The organism is Microbulbifer agarilyticus (assembly GCF_019800665.1).
GTDB classification, from domain to species: Bacteria; Pseudomonadota; Gammaproteobacteria; order Pseudomonadales; family Cellvibrionaceae; genus Microbulbifer; species Microbulbifer agarilyticus_C.
Genome location: NZ_JAHVKO010000002.1, coordinates 143,712 through 161,068 on the forward strand (window position 1 = coordinate 143,712; position 17,357 = coordinate 161,068).

The 17,357-nt window shown below is 55.5% G+C and carries 17 protein-coding genes; 7 read left to right on the top strand and 10 right to left on the bottom strand.

The genetic code is table 11. The annotated features are described in order from the left end of the window. Window positions 1-57: 57 nt before the first annotated feature. Window positions 58-1,119, top strand: coding sequence for a CAF17-like 4Fe-4S cluster assembly/insertion protein YgfZ (ygfZ, locus tag KUV22_RS04975; RefSeq protein ID WP_222228998.1), 1,062 nt, complete (start codon window positions 58-60; stop codon window positions 1,117-1,119). 95 nt (window positions 1,120-1,214) lie between these two features. Here the strand turns inward: ygfZ and ung are convergent, their stop codons facing one another. The 5 genes from ung to KUV22_RS05000 all read right to left on the bottom strand — a co-directional run bounded on the left by ung (window position 1,215) and on the right by KUV22_RS05000 (window position 4,714). Further along, on the bottom strand, window positions 1,215-1,937 hold the full coding sequence (gene ung, locus KUV22_RS04980) for a uracil-DNA glycosylase (RefSeq protein WP_222229000.1): 723 nt from the start codon (window positions 1,935-1,937) through the stop codon (window positions 1,215-1,217). Beyond that, the gene (locus KUV22_RS04985; RefSeq protein WP_315857507.1) at window positions 1,924-2,493 is read right to left on the bottom strand and encodes a uracil-DNA glycosylase family protein; all 570 of its coding nucleotides are present in this window, start codon (window positions 2,491-2,493) and stop codon (window positions 1,924-1,926) included. The genes ung and KUV22_RS04985 overlap by 14 nt, the downstream gene beginning before the upstream one ends. Window positions 2,494-2,582: 89 nt before the next feature. After that, on the bottom strand, window positions 2,583-3,587 hold the full coding sequence (locus tag KUV22_RS04990) for a hypothetical protein (protein ID WP_261319181.1): 1,005 nt from the start codon (window positions 3,585-3,587) through the stop codon (window positions 2,583-2,585). Between the two features lie 34 nt (window positions 3,588-3,621). Further along, window positions 3,622-4,104 (bottom strand): YajQ family cyclic di-GMP-binding protein, encoded by a 483-nt coding sequence (locus KUV22_RS04995; RefSeq protein ID WP_222229004.1) that lies wholly within the window; start codon window positions 4,102-4,104, stop codon window positions 3,622-3,624. 73 nt (window positions 4,105-4,177) lie between these two features. Continuing rightward, complete coding sequence (locus KUV22_RS05000) at window positions 4,178-4,714, bottom strand: YaeQ family protein (RefSeq protein WP_222229006.1); 537 nt, start codon at window positions 4,712-4,714, stop codon at window positions 4,178-4,180. 160 nt (window positions 4,715-4,874) lie between these two features. On the opposite strand from KUV22_RS05000, the gene KUV22_RS05005 reads away from it, so the two are divergent. The 6 genes from KUV22_RS05005 to KUV22_RS05030 all read left to right on the top strand — a co-directional run bounded on the left by KUV22_RS05005 (window position 4,875) and on the right by KUV22_RS05030 (window position 11,534). After that, window positions 4,875-5,516 (top strand): LemA family protein, encoded by a 642-nt coding sequence (locus KUV22_RS05005; RefSeq protein ID WP_222229008.1) that lies wholly within the window; start codon window positions 4,875-4,877, stop codon window positions 5,514-5,516. A 36-nt stretch (window positions 5,517-5,552) separates the two neighbouring features. Beyond that, a complete protein-coding gene (locus KUV22_RS05010; protein WP_222229010.1) occupies window positions 5,553-6,305 on the top strand; it encodes a TPM domain-containing protein in 753 nt (250 codons plus the stop codon). 55 nt (window positions 6,306-6,360) lie between these two features. Next, window positions 6,361-6,972: a TPM domain-containing protein gene (locus KUV22_RS05015; RefSeq protein WP_222229012.1), complete on the top strand. Its 612-nt coding sequence runs from the start codon at window positions 6,361-6,363 to the stop codon at window positions 6,970-6,972. 52 nt (window positions 6,973-7,024) lie between these two features. Beyond that, a complete protein-coding gene (locus KUV22_RS05020) occupies window positions 7,025-7,918 on the top strand; it encodes a PDZ domain-containing protein (protein ID WP_222229014.1) in 894 nt (297 codons plus the stop codon). Between the two features lie 321 nt (window positions 7,919-8,239). Further along, window positions 8,240-10,177: a hypothetical protein gene (locus tag KUV22_RS05025; RefSeq protein WP_222229016.1), complete on the top strand. Its 1,938-nt coding sequence runs from the start codon at window positions 8,240-8,242 to the stop codon at window positions 10,175-10,177. Next, window positions 10,158-11,534: a HupE/UreJ family protein gene (locus tag KUV22_RS05030; protein ID WP_222229018.1), complete on the top strand. Its 1,377-nt coding sequence runs from the start codon at window positions 10,158-10,160 to the stop codon at window positions 11,532-11,534. Before KUV22_RS05025 ends, KUV22_RS05030 begins: the two co-directional genes overlap by 20 nt. 25 nt (window positions 11,535-11,559) lie before the next feature. Here the strand turns inward: KUV22_RS05030 and KUV22_RS05035 are convergent, their stop codons facing one another. The 5 genes from KUV22_RS05035 to cueR form a co-directional block, all read right to left on the bottom strand. Then, window positions 11,560-12,423 (bottom strand): hypothetical protein, encoded by an 864-nt coding sequence (locus KUV22_RS05035; protein WP_261319182.1) that lies wholly within the window; start codon window positions 12,421-12,423, stop codon window positions 11,560-11,562. Window positions 12,424-12,473: 50 nt separating this feature from the next. Further along, window positions 12,474-13,736: a guanitoxin biosynthesis MBL fold metallo-hydrolase GntH gene (gntH, locus tag KUV22_RS05040; protein ID WP_222229020.1), complete on the bottom strand. Its 1,263-nt coding sequence runs from the start codon at window positions 13,734-13,736 to the stop codon at window positions 12,474-12,476. A 315-nt stretch (window positions 13,737-14,051) separates the two neighbouring features. After that, window positions 14,052-15,539, bottom strand: a complete 1,488-nt coding sequence (gene lysS / locus KUV22_RS05045) for a lysine--tRNA ligase (protein ID WP_222229022.1) — start codon at window positions 15,537-15,539, stop codon at window positions 14,052-14,054. Between the two features lie 234 nt (window positions 15,540-15,773). Further along, window positions 15,774-16,869 (bottom strand): peptide chain release factor 2 gene (gene prfB, locus KUV22_RS05050; RefSeq protein WP_100169375.1). Its coding sequence is split into 2 segments (ribosomal slippage): window positions 15,774-16,796 and window positions 16,798-16,869, totalling 1,095 coding nucleotides; the frame shifts between segments, so codons are not numbered across the junction. 96 nt (window positions 16,870-16,965) lie between these two features. After that, complete coding sequence (gene cueR, locus KUV22_RS05055; RefSeq protein ID WP_222229024.1) at window positions 16,966-17,355, bottom strand: Cu(I)-responsive transcriptional regulator; 390 nt, start codon at window positions 17,353-17,355, stop codon at window positions 16,966-16,968. Between the last annotated feature and the right edge of the window lie 2 nt (window positions 17,356-17,357).

Here is a 17,357-nt window from a genome sequence, read left to right on the forward strand (position 1 = left end):
GCTCACGTTGCGCCGCGAAGGCGCACATATGTACATTTCTCAGGCAGCGAGTTCAGCATGGATCAACAGCAGTGGCAGGATTTTCTCAGCACCCAGGGCGCCCTCTGGCGGGACGGATATGCCGAATTCGCCAACGATAAACCTGAGAGTAAGGGCGCACTGCGGCTCATCGACTTGAGCCCTCTGGGCGCCATTGCCATCAATGGCCCCGACAGCCAGAAATTCCTGCAGGGTCAGCTCACCTGCGACCTGGTCAACTTGCCCGACGGGCAGCTGACACTGGGCAGCCACTGCAACCCCAAGGGTCGTATGATCAGCGCCTTCTTCGCACTGAAGCTCAGCCAGAGCGAGTTTGTATTACTGATGCCGCGCGATCTGGTAGCCACCGCCCTCGCCGCACTGAAGAAATATGCGGTTTTCTTCAAGACCGAGCTGAGTGATATCAGTGAAGAGCAGCGCTGGTTGGCCCTCTGTGGCCGCGACGCCTGCCAGGCAGCCAATAGCCTACTGGCGCTGTCGAATACACCCGACTCCGACCTGCTCCCTCACCAGTTGCGTCCCTTTGATCACAATGGGCACCCGGCGCTCGCAGCCGGCCTGAGTGAGCGCAATGTGGTTTTGCAGGTACCCGCGGAACAAGCAGCAGACATTTGGCAAAAACTTGCCAGCAATGGCGCCGAACCGGGAAGCTACCAGCAATGGCTACTGCAACTGATCGACAGCGGCGTGCCACTGGTCTATCACAGCACCAGCGAAGTATTTATCCCGCAGATGCTGAACCTGCATCTGCTGGACGCAGTCAGCTTCAAGAAGGGCTGCTACACCGGGCAGGAAGTGGTCGCGCGTATGCAGTATCTGGGGGCAACCAAGCGACGCATGTACCGCGCGCAAATTGACAGTGGCGAGCTGCCGGCACCCGGCGAAGAAATCTTTACTGCGGCGGGCGGATCCAGCATCGGCAATATTGTGCAGGCCAGCTCTCAGGGAGACGATACGGCTCTACTGGCGGTGCTGACCAAGAGCAAAGTGGCCGATGGGGAAAGCCTGCAGTTGAAAGATGGACGAGTACTGGAGCTGCTTGAGCTGCCGTACGATGCGGATGCCGACCCCTTGGCGTGAGCCGGAGCAAGCGGCTGTTTCAAGCAACTATTTCAAGCGGTTGTCTCAAATGCCTAGTCGATGAGCGGTAGCCTACCGCTCATCGAGTGTAATGCTCAAATTTCTACCGCGACCCGCTGCAGCGCTTCTGCCGGTGGCAAGGACCAATCGATGGGCACGTCTCCCTGCTGCTGCAAATAGGCGTTGGCCTGAGAAAATGGGCGTGTACCAAAAAAGCCCCGGTGTGCTGACAGTGGCGATGGGTGTGGGCCGCGCAGCACCAAGTGGCGGCGGTCATCGATAAACCCACCTTTTTTCTGCGCGTAGCTACCCCACAAAATAAATACCAAACCATCGCGCTGCTCGGCAAGCGCGTGTACTGCCGCGTCGGTAAACTGTTCCCAACCGCGCCCCTGGTGTGCCCCCGCTTTGCTCTCCTCCACGGTCAGCGTGGCATTTAGCAACAAAACGCCCTGCTCCGCCCACGGCTGCAGGCAACCATGGTCAGGTGGTGCAATACCGAGATCCGACTCCATTTCTTTGTAAATATTTTTCAGCGATGGCGGGACCCGCACACCCGGCATAACCGAAAAACACAGGCCATGCGCCTGGCCCGCGCCGTGATAGGGATCCTGCCCGAGTATCACGACTTTCACCTGGTCGAAAGGCGTGGAATTGAAGGCATTGAAAACCTGTGCGCTCGGCGGAAAGATCGATTTACCGGCCTGCTTTTCCTGCTGCAAAAATTTCCGCAGCTCGATCATATACGGCTGGCCAAATTGGGATTCCAATACGGCGAACCAGGATGGGTGAATTTTGATACTTTCAGGAACCAGCATTATCGACCTTTAAAACCTGATGAACCCGCGCGCGTAACGCCGGTACTACCTCCTGATCGAACCAGGGGCGACGTTGCAACCACAGGGTATTCCTCGGGCTGGGATGGGGAAGCGGAAAAAAACCATGGGGCAGTGCATCGGCGTAATGCCGCACATTTTCGGTAATGCTGCCATACCAGTGGGGCAGATAGAAGCGCTGGGCGTACTGCCCGATCAGCAACGTCAGTTGGATATTCGGCATCAATGCCAGCAGGCGACTGTGCCAGGTCGCAGCACACTCCGGCCGGGGAGGAAGATCGCCGCCCTTTCCGCGCCCCGGGTAGCAAAATCCCATGGGCACAATGGCGATGCGCGATGGGTCGTAAAAGCTCTCCCGGTCCAGCTGCAGCCAGTCTCGCAGGCGATCCCCGGAGGGATCATTCCAGGGTATACCGGTCTCGTGCACGCGGGTACCGGGCGCTTGCCCGACAATCAGCAGTTGAGCCGACCTTGCCGCGCTCAGAACCGGCCGCGGCCCACGTGGCAAGTGCTCCTCACACAGCCGGCAAGCCCGCACATCGCTGAGTAATTGATCTAGCTTGGAAGTGGCCAATGGGAACTTAGGTAATTGGGCGTTGAGATACTTGGGCGTTAAGGCATTCGCGCTTACCGCGTGCCATTGCGTGGAGAATCGCTGGCAAACTCGGGCATGGCCAGATGTAACATCAGGCCGCGGCGGTCTTCAGCGTCCGCAACACGCGCTACCCCATTGTTATCCAGCACCACAAAGATACCCTGCTGATTGATCGCCAGCCCCTCTCCTTTACCGAAGCGGGTATCCTGATACACGTACTTTGGCGCCTCCTCAATATCCCGGTAGTGCACGCACCATTCGGCACGCAAGCTGGTGAGCTCCCGCCGACACACGGCAAAGGCGTTACGCTCCAACGTGAACAGGCTGCCATCGTAGTAAGCCAGTGCGGTAACGTCTTCGGCCCGACCGCGGAAATCGAGACCCGCCACTTCGGGAAGCGAACGGAAGTCCTGCCCCACTTCCTCGTCGCGCTTCAGTCGCAGCAGGCCACGAGGTTCACGCTCAAGGGCGACCCAAAAATCGCCCTCTGCCTTAACAAGCCCTTCACTCTCGGCGTTAAAAATCTGCAGGTAACCGCGCGCACGTGCAGACTCAGACCAGCGCGGAGTCAGCCATTGCGCACGCTTTGCCGCAGAATCGAGCTGCGCGATACGATTGTGTCGCTCACTGAGCAGGTATACACCGGAGGCATCACAGGTGATGCCCTCAAAATCCATACTGAGTGGAGTGCTGACGTAGTGCAGCGCGCGCACTTTCAGCGGAACGGGCTGATCGTCCGGTAAACCCGGACGGGCAAACCGCGCTTTCGGCTCCAGGGTAACGCGCTCGGCACCCGCCTGGACTGGCAAGCGGTAGATTCTTTCCGAGGATTTGTCCGCAACCGCGAGCAACTCGCCGTCGCAAAAACTGAGGCCCGAGATATCCAGATCTTCACTGCCGTCAACCCACCAAGCGCCCAGCAGCTTCGCCGGCTGTACCGGTGCGCCATTGGCGTAAGCGCCGCTCCCAGCCAAGCTCAGGAAAATACCAATGCCCAGCCCGGTAACGCTTTGGCGCATGCAGTTAAAAATCTTCAAAGGTCCTTCCTCGGTAGATTCGTCAGGAATCGCGTTAATCCCGGAAGTTATTGAACTGCAGCGGCTGCTCCAGCTCCTTCCCCCGCAACATGGCGATCACCTGCTGCAGATCATCGCGCTTCTTGCCGGTGACACGTACCGAATCACCCTGAATCGCGGCCTGCACTTTCAGTTTTTCGTCTTTGATGATCTTAACAATCTTTTTTGACAGATCTTTGTCGAGACCATTTTTTAATGTAACGCCAATCTTGACCAGCTTGCCGGATTGTTCCTCTTCACCTACATCCATCGCCAGCGGGTCGATATCGCACTTGATCAGTGCAGCCCGCAACATATCCACCATCTGGTTCACCTGCATATCGGATTCCGCATGCAAAGTCAGGGCAAACTCCTTCATCTCCACCTGCGCATCCACACCCTTGAAGTCGAAACGATTGGTAATGGTGCGATTTACCTGATCCACAGCATTGGTCAGTTGGTGTTTATCGACTTCTGAAACAATATCGAAAGACGGCATTTTATTCTCCATTAACATGGCCAGTTCACGTGGCCCGCTCAAATGCCCCGCCCAATCGGCGGGATTAAAAATTCTATTTCCAGCGCTGCGGCTGAACCTCCACAGTCTGTGTGGCACTGGCCAGCCACAGCTGCCCATCCTGAATTGTCGCGGTCAACTCCATAGAACGCTCCGCCAGACCGGCGAGCACCGCACACTGCTCTGGAGGCAGGAAAAACACCTGCAGGTTATCAAACCGTGCAGTGGCCGCCTCCATCTTCTGCCACCAGACCGGTGCGGTACGCTGGCCATAGGCGTAGACCATGACCTGATCTGCGCGTCCACATGCCTTGCGCACCCGTTCTTCCGCTGGTACGCCCACTTCGATCCAGGTTTCAATTTCCCCGCTCAGATTGTGCTGCCAGACATCAGCCTCATCGTCACTGGAAAGTCCGCGGGTAAACTCCAGGGTTTCGCTGGCATTCAGTGCAAACGCCAGCAAGCGAATCATCATGCGCTCGTCGGTCTCCGAGGGGTGTCGCGCCAGCGTCAGGCTGTGCTCCGCATAGTAATCCCGATCCATATCCGCGACCTGCAGTCGCGCTTTGAAAATGGTCGCTTTAAGTGCCATTGCCTACTCTCTAACAGCTCTCTAAGGTGTTGTTACCGCTCCAACCGGAAAACTCTTGCCCGAAAATACCGGATTGAAGACTATTATTGTCTGGTTCGTAACCTATAAGACTGGGAACCAGAGGTCGGGGACCAGGGATCAGGGAAAAAGGACCGACAGCATGAACGCTACTTTCAAACTTTCACGCCAGGGACACCACCAGCTCAGCAAGGGACGCGGATGGCATCTTGCCCTGATCGCAGTCATCGCCTTTGGGCTCAGTGGTTGCGGTATCAACAACATTCCCAGCTTTGATGAAAATGTGAAAGCCACCTGGGCACAGGTACAGAATCAGTACCAGCGCCGCGCCGACCTGATTCCCAACCTGGTCAAAACCGTCCAGGCCTATGCGGCGCATGAAAAAGAGACGCTGGAAGCCGTCACCGAGGCGCGGGCCAAGGTCAATTCCATGCAGGTTAACTCTGACATTATCAACGACCCGGCGAAACTCCAGCAATTCGAAGCCGCCCAGTCTCAACTGAGCAGCGCCCTATCCCGCCTGATGGTAGTCGTTGAACGCTACCCGGATCTCAAGGCCAACCAGAATTTCCTGGCACTGCAATCCCAGCTGGAAGGCACCGAAAATCGCATCAGTGTCGCCCGCCGCGATTATATCGCTGCGGTAGAACGCTACAACCGTGAGATTCGCACCTTCCCCGGCAGAATCTGGCACACCGTGCTTTATAGCGATATGCCGCTGCGCGACACCTTCCACGCCACCTCTGAAGACGCTGAAAAGGCTCCGGAAGTCGACTTCCAATAACGCACTTCGACTAACCTCGTGGCGGAATCAAGCACAATGACGATCCGGCGGATCGCCCTGTTTCTAATACTGTTGCCCGGTGCCTTGTGGGCAACGGCGGCATTGGCGGACATCCAGTTTCCGACGCTGTCCGGCCGTGTCGTTGATAATGCCAACCTGCTCAGCCAAAGCACGCGCTACCAACTATCGGAGCTCCTCCAGCAACAGGAAAAGATCAGTAGCAACCAAATTGTGGTGGTTACCCTGCCCGACCTGCAGGGACAGACCATCGAGGAGTATGGCTACCAGCTTGGTCGCCACTGGAAGATCGGGCAGAAAGGCAAAGATAACGGCGTACTACTGATTGTTGCCCCGCAGGATCGCCAGGTTCGCATTGAGGTCGGGTATGGTCTGGAGGGTGCGTTAACCGATGCGATTTCCTCCAACATCATTCACACCAAAATATTGCCAGAGTTTCGCATCGGCAACTTTGATGGCGGCGTTACCGCCGGCGTCGAGTCGATTATTGCCGCCACCCAAAACGAGTATGTGCCGGAAACCACCGATAGTGACGATAACCGCCAACTGGCATTGCTGGTGGGTATCTTCCTGCTGTTCGTGATGCTGCAGATTTTTGGCGCCTCGGTTCTGGGAGCGCCTGCCGGCAGCACTGGTTATCGCCGCGGCCGCTACGGTGGCTATTACGGCGGCGGAGGCTTTGGCGGCGGTTATGGTGGCGGCGGCTTTGGCGGTGGATTTGGTGGCGGAGGCGGTGGCTTTGGTGGCGGTGGCGCCTCTGGTGGCTGGTAACTCTGATGGCTCGAAACCCTGGTAGCTGATATCAAGGCCCTTGCGGTTGAAAATAATGATGCTAAACGCAAACGAAAAACGCACTCTCTCCGAAACCATCAAAGAGGTGGAATCGAAAACCGATGCCGAAGTGGTAACGGTATTGGCCGGCCAATCCGACAACTACCTGTATATATCTACCCTTTGGGCCGCTTTCATCGCGCTATTGATGGCGCCGCTGATGCAATTTTTACCCTGGTGGATCGAATACCAGCAGGCATTCACCCTGCAGTGGATTCTGTTTATTGTACTCGCCGTGCTGTTTCGCTGGCGGCCGCTGACCATGTGGCTGGTTCCGAAAAAAATCAAATACTGGCGCGCCGCCAATCTCGCACGCAGACAATTCCTTGAACACGAACTGCACAGTACCAAGGACCGCCTCGGCTTATTGATCTTTGTCTCTCAGGCCGAACATTATGTCGAAATACTCGCCGACCGCGGTCTCGCAGAGCAAATCACCAATGAAGCCTGGCAGGATATTGTCGAGAATTTTATTCGCGAAGTGCGGAAGGGAAAAACCGGTGAGGCCTTTGTGCACTGTGTTGAGAAGTGTGGCGAGCTGCTCGAAGAAGCTGCACCCGCCACCGTCATCAAGAACGAACTGCCCAATCATCTAGTCGTTCTATAATTTACCGCAGCTTTCCCTTTTCCGACCGCGATAAAAGCTTATAGGTGGTCCAATGCTGCGCGCCCTGCCCAATATTCCTCCCCAGATTCTTAAATACCGAATCCCCATAGGTATTGGATTGCTGGTAGTGATCGGCACTGCAATGGCTTTCCTTGGTGAACCTGGCGTACAAGCGAAAGGGTCGGTGACGTCGCCCTCACTATTTACTTCTCCGGAGCCAGGCAAATCCAGCCTTGAGGCGCGCCTTGCTTCGGTAGAGAAGACCCTCGACCAGACCTTGAAAATCCAGGGACAACTACTGGAACTGGTGAGCGAACTGAGCGCGAAGGTAGCGCCAGAATCCGAAGCGCCGCAAAGACGCCGCTCCAGTATGTCCATGGCGCAATCGCCGGCGGAAATCCCACAAGTGAATGGAAACCGGCAGAGGACTGAAAATCGCTTCAGTCGCCAGCGGGACAATCAAGTAAAGCGTCTGATCGATGCCGGTTTCACCCCTGAACGTGCCGTATTAATCATTGATAGGCAGGAGCGCCTGCAGTACGAACAGATGCAGTACAGTTACGAATATCACCATATGAAAGACAAACGCTCGGAACGCGCGCTGGCATTGCAGCAAAAAATCCAGACCTACAGCAATCCTCGACGTGTATTTGAGCAGGAGCTGAATCCGGCGGAGTTCGAACAATACCTCAATGCATTTGGCGGGCGCACCGAGATGGAAATCGGCAGCATCATAGAGTCTGCACCGGCCTATGATGCCGGGCTAAGAGCCGGCGACAAAATCATTCGCTACAACAATCAGCGCGTATTCCATATGGGGGACCTGCGCACCCAGGTTTATCAGGCAAAGCCCGGCTCTTCCGTTGAAGTGGAAATTCAGCGACAGGGAAGCTCCTCCACAGAAACCATCTATCTGCCTGCCGGACCGCTGGGTATCCGCGGTTAACGGCAAACGACACCAAGCCGCCTGTTCCGCGATTGATTGATAACAACAACGTCCTAAACCGCGATTCTGGCGCTGACGGCAAATAATTTTGGTCGCAGGCACACAAGCGCTCATTTCAGCATATGCAAAAAATGAAAATCCCCCTGAACCTGCGCTAAGGGCGATTACCCTATGGCAGGTGACTCTTGAGGGGCATAGGCGGAATAACTTTAACGCAAACAACACCGAAAAGAGGCAGATCTAACATTCGGTCAATGAAAGGGTTGCTTGATTTTCTGCCTTTCAACCATTCAAACCCAGCCAACTGACGGTAAGCCGGTCATGAATTGGAATAACAGAGTAACTAAAGGCGAAGGGAACCTCCTTGATAATCACTCCATCTCTGCAATGCGGGTTAAACCAAATATAAAACAACGATTCTGTATATCCGTTCTTGTACTTATATTTTTGTTAGTCGTTACCCGAACAGTCTCAGCCGACTACCTGAGCCTTACCGGCGCGGAAACTGCACCCAATATTGCCGAGTTTGCGTTTGAAGGCGAACATCTATTATTGACGCTGGAGATCTCCATCGACGACGCACATCATTTTTGGCCTGCGCTGAAGGGGCATGAAAACCTTAATCGGTTGGTGGCTGAAGCCGATAAATACTCAAATATCAACGTTCGGGTGGAGACCGAGAATGGCGTGCACGACCCCGTCGACCTGCGTGTAAACGCGGCAACCAGATCCCCCAGATATTCTCCATTTGCAGGAAAAATTGATCCCCGCACCGGAAGAAAATTGCCGTCGATGCCGGAGGACAAACAAGTACTCCAGGTATACAGCCGCTATCACCTGGGTGGCGCTGACAAAATTACGGTCGTCCCACCTCTGGATCACACAGACTTTAGCACAGCTACCATCGGCTTTATCTCCAGCCACGGCGCCATGCCGGTGAGCAACTACGCCTACTTATCGCGCTCCGTGACGTGGCAAATAAACCGGCAGGATCCATGGCAAACACAAATCATCACCCCCAGGATTCAGCGCCAGTTGCGTTTCCCCCTCCATTCCTACCTCTATATTCAACCGCGAGAAATTCGCCACGAAATTATTTTTCGCCCTCGCGACATGGCCACTTGGTCCGGTAACAGCTTCGACGCCTGGTTAACACTCGATGATCCGCTCAAGTCACAGTTGCGCACCGAGGCACTGGCATTCTTGCAGAGTCGCAACCCTCTCGCCGTTGATCAGAAAATGATAGAACCGCAGGCGACCGAGGTCACTTTCCTGAAGCTCACCAGTACCGGATTCCTTCCCCTGGAAGACAATGAAAATATTCCACTGGGAGCCCTGCTGATGGGCTACCGTGCGCGCTTTCCGGTGGACGGCTTGCCACAAAATGTGGAAGTAGACTGGGACCTGTTCAGCCCGTTCGAGGAGCGGGTACCCTCTCTGATACAGGATCCCGCCGGCCCCTTTCCAACCCAACTAACCCCTTCCATTCCAACCCTCGCGTGGCAGAACTTCCTGACATCCTATGACGAGCCCACGGTTAGTCCCGTCACTCTTGATAAACAACGGCTCACGTTATCCGGCAAAGGGCTGGGTGCCCTAGTCGCATTCGCCGTACTCGGCGTTTGTATATTCCGCTTTCGCAACACCCGGGATCATGTGCTGGCTCTGGCCACACCCGCACTTGGCATTATTCTCAGTGTTGCACTGGCGATGCAGAGCTCGCTCGCTATCCCCTTGCCTGCCCTGGCGTCACCCGATAGCGAGCAATTTTCTAAGATCATTTATTCACTACTGAATGAAATACCGGATGCCTACCTTGAACAGGAATCGACAGAGTTCGAACGCTCCTTGTCGCAACTGGTTTCTGAGCAAGCATTAAAGACAACCCGGGACGCGCTTGATCCCATTTTTCGCCCACTGACCATCACCGGAGATCGCGGTTACGTCTCCGAGATTTCCAACCTGCGGATAGAGGCGCTCGAACAGACTTCCTCCGGGACACGGCAAACATACCGCGCATTGTGTACCTGGCAAACGAGAAATGAGGGGCCGTTCTGGGGACACAGCGATCGCAAGCTGCTGGATATCCGCGCCATGCTGGATCTCGAGGAGCATGAACGAATATGGAAGATTGCCGCGTTCACCCCCATCACCATACGCGAATCGGTTGAGCCGCAAAAAACTTGGCGACAGGACACACAGCCTGCCAATGGTTCTACGCAAACAGGGAGCACTGCCAATGCCACACCACGCCAATAAATCGGGCAGTAGCGCGGTAGCACAATTGCGCCAATGGATGTTGATGCTACTGGGTTTCGCGCTGATAACGTCGTCGACGCCCGCCAGTGCACATTTCCTGCTGAATTTAAACGTGCGTATCTTTCATGTGGAGCATACCGCTGATGGCACCACCATCTATCTGCGCCTGCCACTGCCCTATTTACTTGCGGATAAAGTCGGCACAAACGAGGCTTCCAGAGTATTGCCCGCGCCAGCCCCCTATTCCCGCAATGCACTGGAAGAAGGCCGGCTGGTACATTTTGTGGACTTTGAGCAATTCTATGCCGACCCACAGGGGCTGGGCGCTATTGCCGAGTCTGCGTTGCAGTTGGAGAGTGGCGATCAGAGACTAAATGGCCTGGTAACCGATGTACGACTCTATGCAGTGGGAAGTGAACCGGACTTTGCCACACTGCAAGAAGCTCAAGTTGCCTTTTCACTTGACGAGCAACAGCTCCGCGAGGGGTATGTGCAAACCATATCCCAGACAAGCAACCCACAACAGTATGTGGGCGATACGGTGATCGATATCCGCTTGCACTATCCGGGTATCGCGCGTGGGGAGGATTATCGCCTTGCCAGCTTCCTGAACCCAAATCTTCCAGATCAAGAAAAAACAGCGAATCTGATACTGGATTACCGGGATGGCAAAACACAGGTTTTCCGTTCCAGTGGCTTACTGAATGAGCCCATTCAAATCAGTCACTCCACTTCCAGTGCCATGGCGACCTTTATCCACGAAGGCGTGGTTCACATTCTGGCTGGTCTCGACCATGTCCTATTCGTTCTGTGCCTGATTATCGGTGCCGCCTCGCTGTCTGCGCTAATGTGGCGAGTGACGGGATTTACTGTGGGTCACAGTGTCACCTTGTCCGCGGGCTTCTTTGGCTTGGTTCCCTCTGGTGCCTGGTTTGTACCGCTGGTAGAAACCGGCATTGCGCTTTCCATTATTTATGCGGCATGGATGACGATATCCACACGGCGCAAACGCAACAGCAGCGCACCTGGCTCACTGCGGCGCAGCGAGCGCTGGATTATCGTCGGCACTTGTGGGCTGGGCCTGCTCCATGGCCTGGGTTTTTCCTTCGTGTTACACGAGATTCTAAAAGTAGACGCGCCAAACATCTGGCAAAGCCTGCTGGCGTTTAACATCGGCGTGGAGTTAGGGCAGGCCCTGATTATTCTGGCGATTTGGCCGTTGTTGTTACTGATCAGGAATCGGCGGGAAAGCCTGGAGCACTCCCTCTGTACCGGCATCGCATTCAGCTGCAGTGCCATTGCACTGTTCTGGACACTGGACCGCAGCTACCAGTTTGTTACTGCGCTGACGACATAACAGGGAAAAAGAGAGAGGCCCGCTACTACCATCGCCAGCTGTAGGCCAAATAGGGACCGTGCTGGTCAATATCGTAGGCAAAGCGGCCATCTGCACGAGACGTTGCGTAATCGATGCCATAGAACAGATAGCCAAATCGCAGCGCGTGACGGTCGTTGAACGCGCGCTCCGCGCCCACGAGAACCCCCCACTGCAGGTCATCACCGCCAGCACCAAAACCACCGACATCGGCGCGCAGCGCCAGTGTCAGGCAGCTGGATACCTCTATACCAGTACGAAAGCCCACCACTGGCTCCCACCAGGTTTCCGTACCGCCCAGAGATTGCTGGATCCCCGGCCCCGGGAAAATATCGATTCCCAGGTTTGTATCGATTTCCTGCTTCAGGTAATTCCACCGCGCGCCCGCCGACAAATCCAACGCCCATGGATACTTCGCCCCTACCGATGATTCGAAAGCGCGGTACATGCCCTGTAGGGACAACCAACCCTGGCGCACATCGACGTCGACATTCAACGTGGCAGTTAAGTCCAGCTCCGGGTTCACTGCGGGTTTGAGCGTCGCCCCCTGATCCATACTCAAGGACACGTAATACAGGTCCGCGAGAATGCCGAACCGATCGCGCCGCGCCTCAAAACGCGTGGCAAACGCGATATCCAGGATATCCAGCACATCTGAAAGGTCCAGATCCAGATCCGCCTCGGTACCGGCCACCGTTGAGGTTCCCTCGGTTGCAACCGGCAAAAAAAGATAAGGGGTCAGCGAGTACTCCCACTCTTTTTCCGCGCCCTGCGCCAACGACGTAATCGGTATAAGATAAATGGCGGCCAAAAATACAAACGAAACTACCGGCCCATATCTAAGCGGTCGAATTTCCATTGCCGAGTCCATGAAAATATTTCCCTGTTGATGCACGCTTGTAACGGGCGCCCATTAAATCATTACTTGGGCATCGGCGGCGGTGTGTAGCCCTGCCATTTACCCGCCTCTACCTTTTCAGAAGGACTTTTTTCCTCGGTACGCGGCGCATTTTTGTAGGCTTCACTGACCGCCGGCGGCAGCACATATTCATCCACCGTGGCCATGCGCACGGTGATGTCATCCTTGGTGACGTTGATAACCATCAAGTCGCGCGCCAGGGCCAGTGGTCCGCTGTAGGTGGCACGCACTCCATCCATAATGGCCGCATTGTTCTCTGGTGACTGAACCGAGTGATACCCCACCGCAAGACGGGGTTTAATGGCAGACATGACTTTGCCAAACGCATCCGGTGATGTATGGATTCTCGTGGCAACGTAGGTAGCCTGCTTTAGATCCCAACCAAAATACTTGGCCAGCTCATCCGGTGGCAGGAAACACTCATGGGATGCGACATCGGCGTCTTTGGCATACTTGATGTACCAGTTGTTGGGATAAGTATCGCCGCCAAAAACATACTTCAACCCATTCCACTCAAGGCTGTAGCTTACCGAGCCATCGAGACTGTGTATCGCAGGCCAGGAACGCACCGTCACACCGTTTTTTTCATAGACAACGGCATTTTCCTGCATGTAATCAAACTCATGCACCACGATCTTTGCGCCCTTGTCGGGAAGTGCGCCTGTGCGTGTCGCCAAATCCCATGCATAACCTTTTTGCATGGCGTCTACAAACGCTTTTGAACCAAGCTCTGGCGTAGATCCGCTGGGGCCATAGAAATGAATGGGCGTATAGCGCCCCGACAGCCAACCGCCAATGTGCAAGCCCATGAAGTCACCGACATGGTCAATATGCAAATGACTGGCAAATACCTTGTCTAGCCGGGAAAAATCTGGTCGCAACGAAAACAGGTTGGCCATGGACCCCGAGCCAATATCAAACAGGAAGCTGTCCCCATTTCCCAGCTCCACGAGATAAGAGATGGAAACTGCGGCACGTGTTTGGTTGGGCATACCGGTACCCAGCGCGGTAATACGCATTTCATCCGCATTTAATAACTCGGTGTTGGGGAAGTAGCTCGCGGGATATGTATTGCCACGAACAGGTGAAGCGATGCGCCCCGGTGGCGTCGCTGGTGGACCTTCACTCCTCTGTTGCAGCCGCGCCTCTTGCGCGTGCGCACTGCTAACAAGCTCGGCGGTAATAGTCGCCCAAAATGCGATGACTGATAAAGACAGCAGGCATACCACGCAAACCTGCCGCCAAGGTAATCGCTCGTCGGCCATAAGACCCTCAACACATTCGCCCGTTGGTCAACGTATCGCGCGCCATTCCCGGAAACAGCCATACGAAAGTCGCCCTGGGAGCCCAAAGATTATCGGGCACACTTTGCCCGACTATACCCCTAGGTCTAGTTGTGAAGATTTAGTTACGCAACCGCTGGCAAAGAAGAAGAGACAGAAATGAAATGCCGAGGGAAGATAAACACGGCGACAAAAGAGAGAAAGAAAGGAAACGAAAGAAAAGAAGAAAATGAAAGTTCCAGCTAATGGCACCGCCAGCAAATATTGCCGGCGGTACCAAACCATCACTGGAGGCGATCAGGCGCCTTCAGGACGCATATGCGGGAACAGCAATACGTCACGAATGGACGGTGAATCGGTCAACAACATCACCAGTCGGTCGATACCGATGCCCTCACCAGCAGTCGGCGGTAGGCCGTACTCCAACGCGCGGATGTAGTCGGCATCGAAATGCATGGCTTCGTCATCACCAGCTTCCTTCTCGGCCACCTGTGCCTTGAAACGCTCCGCCTGATCTTCCGCGTCGTTCAGCTCGGAGAAGCCATTGGCGATCTCGCGGCCACCGACGAAAAACTCGAAGCGATCGGTAACGAAGAGGTTCTCGTCATTGCGACGTGCCAACGGGGAAACTTCCGTCGGGTACTCGGTGATAAAGGTCGGCTGGTCGAGGCGATGCTCAACGGTTTTCTCGAAGATCTCGATCTGAATCTTGCCGAGGCCCCAGATGTCCTTCAGCGGAATCTCCAGACCTTCTGCAACCTTTTTCGCGCTGTCGATATTGTCGATATCGGACGCTTTCAGCTCCGGGTTGTACTTCAGGATGGAGTCGAACACGCTGATGCGGTCGAACGGCTTGGCGAAATCGTAGCTGCTGCCCTGGTAGTTCACGGTGGTGCTGCCAAGTACGTCGGTGCAGATGCCGCGAATCATGGCCTCAGTCAAATCCATCAGGTCGTTGTAGTCCGCATACGCCTGGTAGAACTCGAGCATGGTGAACTCGGGGTTGTGGCGCGTGGACAGGCCTTCGTTACGGAAGTTACGGTTGATCTCGTAAACCCGCTCGAAGCCACCGACTACCAAGCGCTTGAGGTACAGTTCCGGCGCAATACGCAGGTACATGTCGATATCCAGCGCGTTGTGGTGGGTGACAAACGGACGCGCGGTAGCACCGCCGGGAATCACTTGCAGCATCGGCGTTTCGACTTCCATAAACTGGTTGTTGTTCAGGAAGCTGCGAATGTAGCTGATGACCTCGGAGCGAATGCGGAAAACGTCGCGGGATTCCGGGGTGGCAATCAGGTCGACATAGCGCTGGCGGTAGCGCATTTCCTGGTCGGCGATACCATGGAATTTTTCCGGCAGCGGGCGCAGTGCTTTGGTCAGCAGGCTGTAGTCTTCGCAGTTTACGTAGAGGTCGCCCTTGCCGGATTTGTGCAGGGTGCCTTTTACGCCGACGATGTCGCCGATATCCCAGGTGCCCCAGCGTTCTTTGATATCTTTCTGTGCGGTTTTGTCGGCGTACAGCTGGATGCGATCGGAGACGTCCTGAATAACCATGAAAGGACCGCGCTTGGCGAGGATACGACCCGCGACGCAGGCGGTATTGCCTTCGGCTTCCAGCTCTTCCTTGGTTTTCTCACCAAACTCTTTTTGCAGGTCGGCGGCGAGGTCTTCGCGGCGAAAGCTGTTCGGGAAGGCATTGCCCTTCTCACGCATGGCACTCAGTTTGGCGCGGCGCTCGGCGATCAGTTTATTTTCGTCTTGCTGAGTTGGTGTGTTGCTCATGGTCTATCACATGTCTTTTGGGTGTGTTGCGGACTTCGTAGCTCTCAAAAGTTCTAATCAAAGTCCGTGGCGGCAAAGCACTGGAGATTCGGTTTCGAAACCGCTGTGGATACGTCCCTGTACGCTGCGTCGGCAACATCCCTGTTGCCGACGCTTTCGAAACCGAATCCCCAGCACTCCGCCTTCGATTTGAAGTATTTAACTTCGAAAGCAAAAAGTGCTTTGGGCTTAGGTTTACAGCCCGGCTTTTAAGCTCGCTTCAATAAACTGGTCCAGGTCGCCGTCCAGCACTGCCTGGCAGTTACTGGTCTGAACACTGGTGCGCAAATCCTTGATGCGCTGGTCGTCCAGAACGTAGGAGCGGATCTGGCTGCCCCAGCCGATGTCGGATTTGCTCTCTTCCATCGCCTGTTTTTCGGCGTTGCGCTTCTGCATCTCCTGCTCGTAGAGCTTGGCGCGCAGCATCTTCCACGCTTTATCGCGGTTCTGGTGCTGGGAACGCTCACTCTGACAGGCCACGACAATGCCGGACTCGATATGGGTCAAACGCACGGCGGAGTCGGTTTTGTTCACGTGCTGACCACCGGCACCAGAAGCGCGGTAGGTGTCTTCGCGCACCTGGGACTTGTCCACTTCGATCTCGATGTTGTCGTCGATCTCCGGAGAGACGAAAACAGAGGTAAACGAGGTGTGACGGCGGTTGCCGGAATCGAACGGAGACTTACGCACCAGACGGTGTACACCGGTTTCGGTGCGCAGCCAGCCGAACGCGTATTCGCCCTGGAAGTGGATGGTGGCACTCTTGATGCCCGCAACTTCGCCAGCGGAGGCTTCTTCCAGGGTGGTTTTGAAGCCGTGAGCTTCGCCCCAGCGCAGATACATGCGCAGCAGCATCTCGGCCCAGTCCTGAGCTTCGGTACCACCGGAGCCGGCCTGGATATCCAGATAGGCGTTGTTGGGGTCGGTCTCGCCGGAGAACATGCGACGGAACTCGAGGGTTTCCAACTGCTGCTGGAGGTTGCCAAGTTCGCTGGAGACTTCCTCGACGGAGTCTTCGTCGTCTTCTTCCACGGCCATTTCGAGGAGTTCGCGGCAGTCACTGATGCCGCTATCGAGGTCGTCGATGGTTTTCACCACGGCTTCCAGGGAGGAGCGTTCACGCCCCAGTTCCTGGGCGCGGTCGGGTTCGTCCCAGACACTAGGCTCGGCCAGTTCCAGTTCGACCTCGGTCAGGCGTTCTTTCTTGCCAGCGTAGTCAAAGATACCCCCTAAGAACGTCGGTGCGCTCTTCGAGGTCTTTCATCTGGTTTAGAAGCGGATTGATTTCCATAGATGCGTCGGCTTCTGTCGGTTAAATTCGGGCGCGCATTCTACCTCAGGACGGCCGCAGACATAAGGGGCAGCAGAGCGCCAGCCCCGGAAACACTCACTTTCCGCCGGCAAGTTGGTCGAGAATACGGCAATTGGGGGAGTCATCGCCGGGGCAGGAGTCCGCCAGTTCGGCGAGGGTCTCGCGCATGACGCGCAAGCTTTGCAGCTGCCGCTCCACTTGGGCGAGCTTTTCCGCAACCAGCGCCTTGGCATCGTGGCTGCGACGAGAGGGGTTGCGGTACAGGCTCAGCAGCTCACGCACCTCTTCGATGGCAAACCCACAGGCGCGAGCGCGCTGAATAAACTGCAATGTGGCCACGTCGGCAGCGGCATAGTCTCGATAGCCATTCTCACCACGGACCGGGACAAGCAGCCCGATAGATTCGTAGTAACGCAGTGCCTTTGGCGTTAGTCCCGCTTGCCGGGCAGCCTGTGAAATATTCATCT